Below are 5,838 nucleotides of genomic sequence, written 5' to 3'. Positions count from 1 at the left end.
GCGCACCGGCAGGTGGGCGCGGTGCATCGGCGCGAATTCGAAGCGGCAGCCCAGCAGGTCGGCGAGCTGGGTCTCGGAACGCAGCGCGTAGCCGAAGCCGACGGCATCGCAGTCGATGCGGCGTTCCTCGCGGCCGTCGTGCCAGTCGACACCGATGACGCGGCTCGCGGCATCGTCGCCAGTCACGCGCAGCGGCCGCACGCCGCCATGCAGCGGCACGCCATGCGCGCGCAGCCAAGCGACGAAATAGACGCCCTTCGCGAACACCGCGGGCTGCCGCAGCATCGCGGGCGTGGCCGCGAGCTGGTCCGCGAGGCGCGCGGTGTCGAGCACGGCCGCGACCTGCGCGCCGGCCTTCGCATACTGGTAGGCCACCAGATAGAGCAGCGGCCCCGTGCCCATGAACACCACGCGCTGCCCGATGGCGCAGCCCTGGAACTTGAGCGCCACCTGCGCGCCGCCGAGCGTGTAGACGCCGGGCAGGGTCCAGCCCGGCAGCGGCAGCACGCGGTCGGTGGCGCCGGTGGCCACGATCAGCGGGCCGTGCGGCAGGCGCGCGGTGCTGCGCTTCGGGCCGTGCAGCACGTCGAGCACGCCGCCCTGCGCGTTCCACACCAGGCTGTCGGGCCGGTAGTCGATGTGATCGCGCAGGCCGTCGAAGGCCGCGTGCACCGCGTTCGCGCGCGCGGCCTCGAAGCCGTAGAGCGTGGCCGCCGCGCGTTCGACGAAGTTGGCGGGCGGGCGGCGGTAGATCTGTCCGCCGGCGCGCGCGGCCTCGTCGATCACGACCGGGCGCAGGCCATGCGCGACCAGCGCCTGTGCCGCGCGCACGCCGGCCGGTCCGGCGCCGACGATCACGGGAGGAAGTGCCGTCGTCGTCATGCCTTGCCCCGCCCGGTGACCAGCGCCATGCCCGGCGCGATGAAGGTGGAGCAGGCGCGCAGCCGTTCGCCCTCGGCGGTCGCGATCCAGCAGTCCTGGCAGGCGCCCATCATGCAGAAGCCCGCGCGCGGCGCGTCGCTGAACTCGTTGCGGCGCAGCTGGGCGGCCTGCGTGAGCACGGCGGTCAGCACCGTGTCGCCGGCCAGCGCCGACGCGGGCGCGCCATCGAGCGTGAAGGGCACCGTGGCGCGGCCGGTCTCGGCCACGCGGTGCAGCAATGCATGGGTCGCCATCTACTTGCGTCCCACCAGCACGCGGTCCAGGCCGTAGAGCCGGTCGAGCACCACCATCGCGACGGCCGTCACCGCCACCATCAGCGCCGACACCGCGGCCATCAATGGGTCGATCGATTCGGTGGCGTACATGTACATGCGCACCGGCAGCGTCACCGTGCTCGGCGAGGTGACGAAGATCGACATCGTCACTTCGTCGAAGCTGTTGATGAAGGCCAGCATCCAGCCGCCGGTGACGCCCGGCAGGATCATCGGCAGCGTGATGCGGCGGAACACCGTGGCCTGGCTCGCGCCCAGCGAGAGCGCGGCCTGCTCGGCGCTGCGGTCGAAGCCCACCAACGCCGCCACCACCAGCCGCAGCGTGTAGGGCGTGACGATCAGCGCATGCGCCATCACCAGCCAGCCGAAGCTGCCGGTGCCGCCCACCAGCGCGAACAGCCGCAGCAGCGCGACGCCGAGCACCAGGTGCGGAATGATCAGCGGCGACAGGAACAGGCCGTTGAGGAAGTCGCGGCCCGGAAAGTCGTAGCGCGTGATCGCCAGGCCGGCCGGTACCGCGAGCAGCGTGGCGATGGTGGCCGCGCTCAGCGCGAGCCACAGGCTGTTCCAGAACGACTGCATGAAGTCCGGATGCGCGAACACCGCCTCGAACCAGCGCAGCGAGAAGTGCGTGGTCGGGATGGTCAGCGTGTTCTCGGGCGTGAACGCGACGATGCAGACCACCAGCAGCGGCGCCAGCATGAAGGCGATGACGAGCGCGTTGAACGCGAGGGCGATGGGGCCGTTCCTGCTCATGCGATCACCCCAGCGCCTTCTTGTAGCGGCCTTCGACCAGGCGGTTGTAGCTCAGCATCACCACGAGGTTGGCCACCAGCAGCGTGAGCGCCACCGCCGCGCCCAGCGGCCAGTTGAGCTCGCTCAGGTACTCGTCGTAGACCACGGTCGCGACCATCTTGAGCCGGCGCCCGCCGAGCAGGCCGGGGATCGCGAACGAGCTCGCCGCGAGGCCGAACACGATCAGGCTGCCCGAGAGGATGCCCGGCATCACCTGCGGCAGCACGATGCGTCGCAGCGTGGTGAAGGGCGTGGCGTTGAGCGAGAGGGCCGCGTTCTCCACGCCGGGATCGAGCTTCTGCAGCGAGGTCCAGACCGGGATCACCATGAAGGGCAGCATCACGTGCACCAGCGCGATCACCACGGCCGCGCTGGTGTAGAGGATCTTCACCGGGCCGATGCCCACCAGTTGCAGCAGCGCGTTGACCGCGCCCTCGGGGCCCAGCAGCATGCTCCAGCCGAAGGCGCGCACCACCACCGACACCAGCAGCGGTGCCAGCACCACGAGCAGCAGCACCGAGCGCCAGGGGTTGCGCATGCGGCTCAGCACATAGGCCTCGGGCGCGCCGATCAGCACGCAGATCAGCGTGACCAGCGCCGAGATCCAGAAGGTGCGCCAGAAGATGCCGTGGTAGTAGTCGTCGCCGAACACCTGCGCGTAGTGCGCGAGCGTGAACTCGCCGGCGCGCGGGCCGCTGGCCGGGTCGTAGACGTTGAAGGACAGCACGGCCGTGAGCAGCAGCGGCACCACGAGCAGCGCGATGAACAGCACCAGCGCGGGGCCCGAGAGCCACCAGGGCGTGGCCTTGCGAGAGATGCCGCTCATGCCGCCACCGCCGCGTCGTCGCGCAGCAGGCGCGTGCAGTGCGCGGGCCAGTCGATGCCGGCCGCGTCGCCTTCGTCGAGCGCGGCGCGGCCGTCGTTGGGGCTCAGCACCATCAGCTCGCCGGCCGGCGTGGCGAGCCGGTAGAGCCACTGGCTGCCGAGGAAGAAGCGCTCCCGCACCGTGCCGTCGAGCCGGCCGCTGCCCGCGGGCACCAGCTGCAGCTTCTCGGGGCGCACGCTCATCAGCACGGCGGCGCCGCTGTCGTAGCCGCCTTCGCCGACCTCGACCGCGAGCGGCCCGACCGCCACGTTGCAGCTGCCGGTGCCGCAGGCCGTGACCCGGCCCGGCAGCAGGTTGGCCTTGCCCACGAAGGTGGAGATGAAGCGCGTGCTCGGATGCTCGTAGACGCGGTGCGGATGGTCGATCTGCGTCGCGCGGCCGCCTTCCATCACCACCACGCGGTCGCTGATCGACATCGCCTCGCTCTGGTCGTGCGTGACCATCACCGTGGTAGTGCCGACCTTGCGCTGGATCTGGCGCAGCTCGAACTGCATCTCCTCGCGCAGCTTGGCGTCGAGGTTCGACAGCGGCTCGTCGAGCAGCAGCACCGGCGGCTCGATCACCAGCGCGCGCGCCAGCGCCACGCGCTGCCGCTGGCCGCCCGAGAGCTCGCGCGGGTAGCGCGTGGCATGCGCCTCGAGGTGCACCAGCGCCAGCGCCTGCTGCACGCGCTCGCGGCGCTCGGCCTTCGGCATCTTGCGCATCTCGAGGCCGAAGCTCACGTTGTCGGCCACCGTCATGTGCGGAAACAGCGCATAGCTCTGGAACACGATGCCCAGGCCGCGCGTGTTGGCCTTGGCATGCGTGATGTCCTGGCCCGCGAGCTCGATGCGGCCACTGGTCACGGCCTCGAAGCCCGCGATCATCTGCAGCGTGGTGGTCTTGCCGCAGCCCGAGGGGCCGAGCAGCGAGACGAACTCGCCCTTCTCGACCGTGAGGTTCATGGCCGTCACCGCGTGGGTGCTGCCATAGGACTTGGACACGTCGCTGAGCCGCAGGAATGACATGGAACGCCTTTCGTCGGAGGTCGGAATCCACGGCCGGCGCGCAGGCGCCGGGGCCATGAATGCGTGAGTGCTTTCGATTCACTCTATTGCAACGATCGCGCCAGACCGCCACGGGTATTCCATTAATCAGAATATTTCTTCAATTTATTCCGTTCAATGGAATATGATGGCCCGAGCAAGATCGACGTATTCCAAGGAAACGGGACATGGAAACCACAACCGCGGCCAGCGGCGGCGTGCCGCGCATCTTTTCGGTGATCCGGGCGCTCGGCGTGGTGCAGGCCGAGGGCGGCCGCGTCACCCAGATCGCGCGCGCCGTCGGCCTCACGCAGGCCACCACGCACCGCCTGCTGCAGTCGCTGATGGCCGAGGGCGTGGTCGAGCAGGACGAGCGCAGCAAGCTGTACCGGCTGAGCATCGAGTTCTTCGCGCTCGCGGCCAACGCCGGCAATCCCGGCGACCTGCGCACCTTGTGCCGGCCCGCGCTGCTGCGCCTGTGCGCGAGCCTGGGCGACAGCATCTTCCTGCTGGTGCGCAGCGGCTTCGACGCCGTGTGCCTCGACCGCAGCGAGGGCCCGTTCCCGATCCGCTCGTTCACCGGCGACATCGGCGGGCGCATCGCGCTCGGCGTGGGGCAGGGTGCGCTCGCGATCCTGGCCTTCCTGCCCGAGGGCGAGCGCGAGGAGGTGATCCGCTTCAACCTCTCGCGCGTGCGCGAGTACGGCGTCTACGACGAGGTCTACCTGCGCACCGAGATCGAGCGCGTGCGCCAGAGCGGCTTCGCGGGCCGCAACACCGGCCTGCTCGAGGGCATGGCCGGCGTGGCCGTGCCCATCCTCGACCGCGAGGGCCGCGCCGTGGCCGCGCTGAGCGTGGGCACCATCGCCGACCGCCTCAACGCCGACCGGCTGCCGACCGTGGTCGACCTGCTGCAGCGCGAGGCGGTGGCGATCGGGCCGAGGATCAATCCCTTCGATGCCTCGCTGCGCCGGCCGGCGCAGAGCCTGGCGGGGTCGCCGGCGGGGCAGAGGATCACTGCTTGAGCTTGCGGTCCTCGTTCTTCGCTTCCTGCATCGCCTCGGGCTCCAGTTCCTCGGCATAGCGGTTGAGCCGGATGAAGAGGCCCCAGCCGGCCATCATCAGCCCGACCGCGCCCAGCATGGCGGCCGCGTGCAGCATCAGTTCCGGCGCCTCGCGCGCCTTGAAGGTCGCGACCAGCCCTTCGACCGCGACGGCCACCACGATCACCACCATGAAGCGCGACAGGAAGCGCCGCACCCGGGTCGGCGCGCCGATGTGGGCGTCGCGCACTACTTCCTCTTCGACCACGGTCTGGGAGATCTGCAGCGCCACGACGGCGGCCGCGAGCAGGCCCACCGCTTCGATGATCGCCTCGGCGGCCGGCAGGTCGAGGTCGTGCACGACCGCGCCCCAGCCGGCGCGCGCCGCGATCACGATCAGAACCAGCGACGCGATGGCGAAGGCGAGCGCCATCAGCGCGTGGACCGCGGCATAGAGGGTGTGGATCAGCTTCATGGCAGGGGCGGCGAAGTGAGGGTGCCGCATCGTCGGCGCCGCACGCAAATCGGTGCGTAGGCGCGCGAGCCGTTTCGAGGAACGCGCGCGGCGGGTGATGCGCAGGCGAGCTCCGGCGGGCGAGTTCCTTCGCCAAACGCATCAAGTCCTTCCATATTTTCACTAGCCAACCCCGCCCACTTCGCAGATATTGGCGCGGTTCCCCCGACCCCGGTCGCCTTCCTTCTTCTTTCTTCCCGACTCCCCCGCGGAGCGCGCCCATGTCCGAAGTCCACACCTCCGTTTCCCTGCCCTCCGAAGTCGAACAACTGCTCCAGCGCCTGGGCGTGCCGCGCGAGTCCCATGTCGGCGGCGCGCTGACGGTGCGCTCGCCGCTCACGGGCGAGGTGATCGCGCAGGT

At 70.3% G+C, this 5,838-nt stretch carries 7 protein-coding genes; 1 reads left to right on the top strand and 6 read right to left on the bottom strand.

Annotated elements, in window-relative coordinates; genetic code table 11:
* The 5 genes from AC27VN_RS30610 to AC27VN_RS30590 form a co-directional block, all read right to left on the bottom strand.
* A partial coding sequence (locus AC27VN_RS30610) for an NAD(P)/FAD-dependent oxidoreductase (protein ID WP_490878988.1) occupies window positions 1-882 on the bottom strand: 882 nt, incomplete at its 3' end.
* Window positions 879-1,175: a (2Fe-2S)-binding protein gene (locus tag AC27VN_RS30605; protein WP_490878987.1), complete on the bottom strand. Its 297-nt coding sequence runs from the start codon at window positions 1,173-1,175 to the stop codon at window positions 879-881. The genes AC27VN_RS30605 and AC27VN_RS30610, both read right to left, overlap by 4 nt.
* Window positions 1,176-1,970 carry an ABC transporter permease gene (locus AC27VN_RS30600; protein ID WP_490878986.1) on the bottom strand — a complete coding sequence of 265 codons (795 nt, stop codon included), beginning with the start codon at window positions 1,968-1,970 and terminating at the stop codon, window positions 1,176-1,178.
* 4 nt (window positions 1,971-1,974) lie between these two features.
* A complete protein-coding gene (locus AC27VN_RS30595) occupies window positions 1,975-2,835 on the bottom strand; it encodes an ABC transporter permease (protein WP_395349739.1) in 861 nt (286 codons plus the stop codon).
* A complete protein-coding gene (locus AC27VN_RS30590) occupies window positions 2,832-3,902 on the bottom strand; it encodes an ABC transporter ATP-binding protein (RefSeq protein ID WP_490878985.1) in 1,071 nt (356 codons plus the stop codon). Before AC27VN_RS30590 ends, AC27VN_RS30595 begins: the two co-directional genes overlap by 4 nt.
* Window positions 3,903-4,108: 206 nt before the next feature.
* On the opposite strand from AC27VN_RS30590, the gene AC27VN_RS30585 reads away from it, so the two are divergent.
* Window positions 4,109-4,945: an IclR family transcriptional regulator gene (locus AC27VN_RS30585; protein WP_479671035.1), complete on the top strand. Its 837-nt coding sequence runs from the start codon at window positions 4,109-4,111 to the stop codon at window positions 4,943-4,945.
* On the opposite strand, the gene AC27VN_RS30580 is transcribed toward AC27VN_RS30585, so the two are convergent.
* Complete coding sequence (locus AC27VN_RS30580) at window positions 4,935-5,438, bottom strand: hypothetical protein (RefSeq protein ID WP_057597265.1); 504 nt, start codon at window positions 5,436-5,438, stop codon at window positions 4,935-4,937. The two genes, AC27VN_RS30585 and AC27VN_RS30580, sit on opposite strands and share 11 nt — an antisense overlap.
* Window positions 5,439-5,838 lie beyond the last annotated feature (400 nt).

It is taken from the genome of Variovorax sp. 20P10.2.4 (assembly GCF_058244205.1).
The sequence above is the reverse complement of the archived record's forward strand: the minus strand, read 5'-3'. Positions and strand labels throughout refer to the sequence as shown.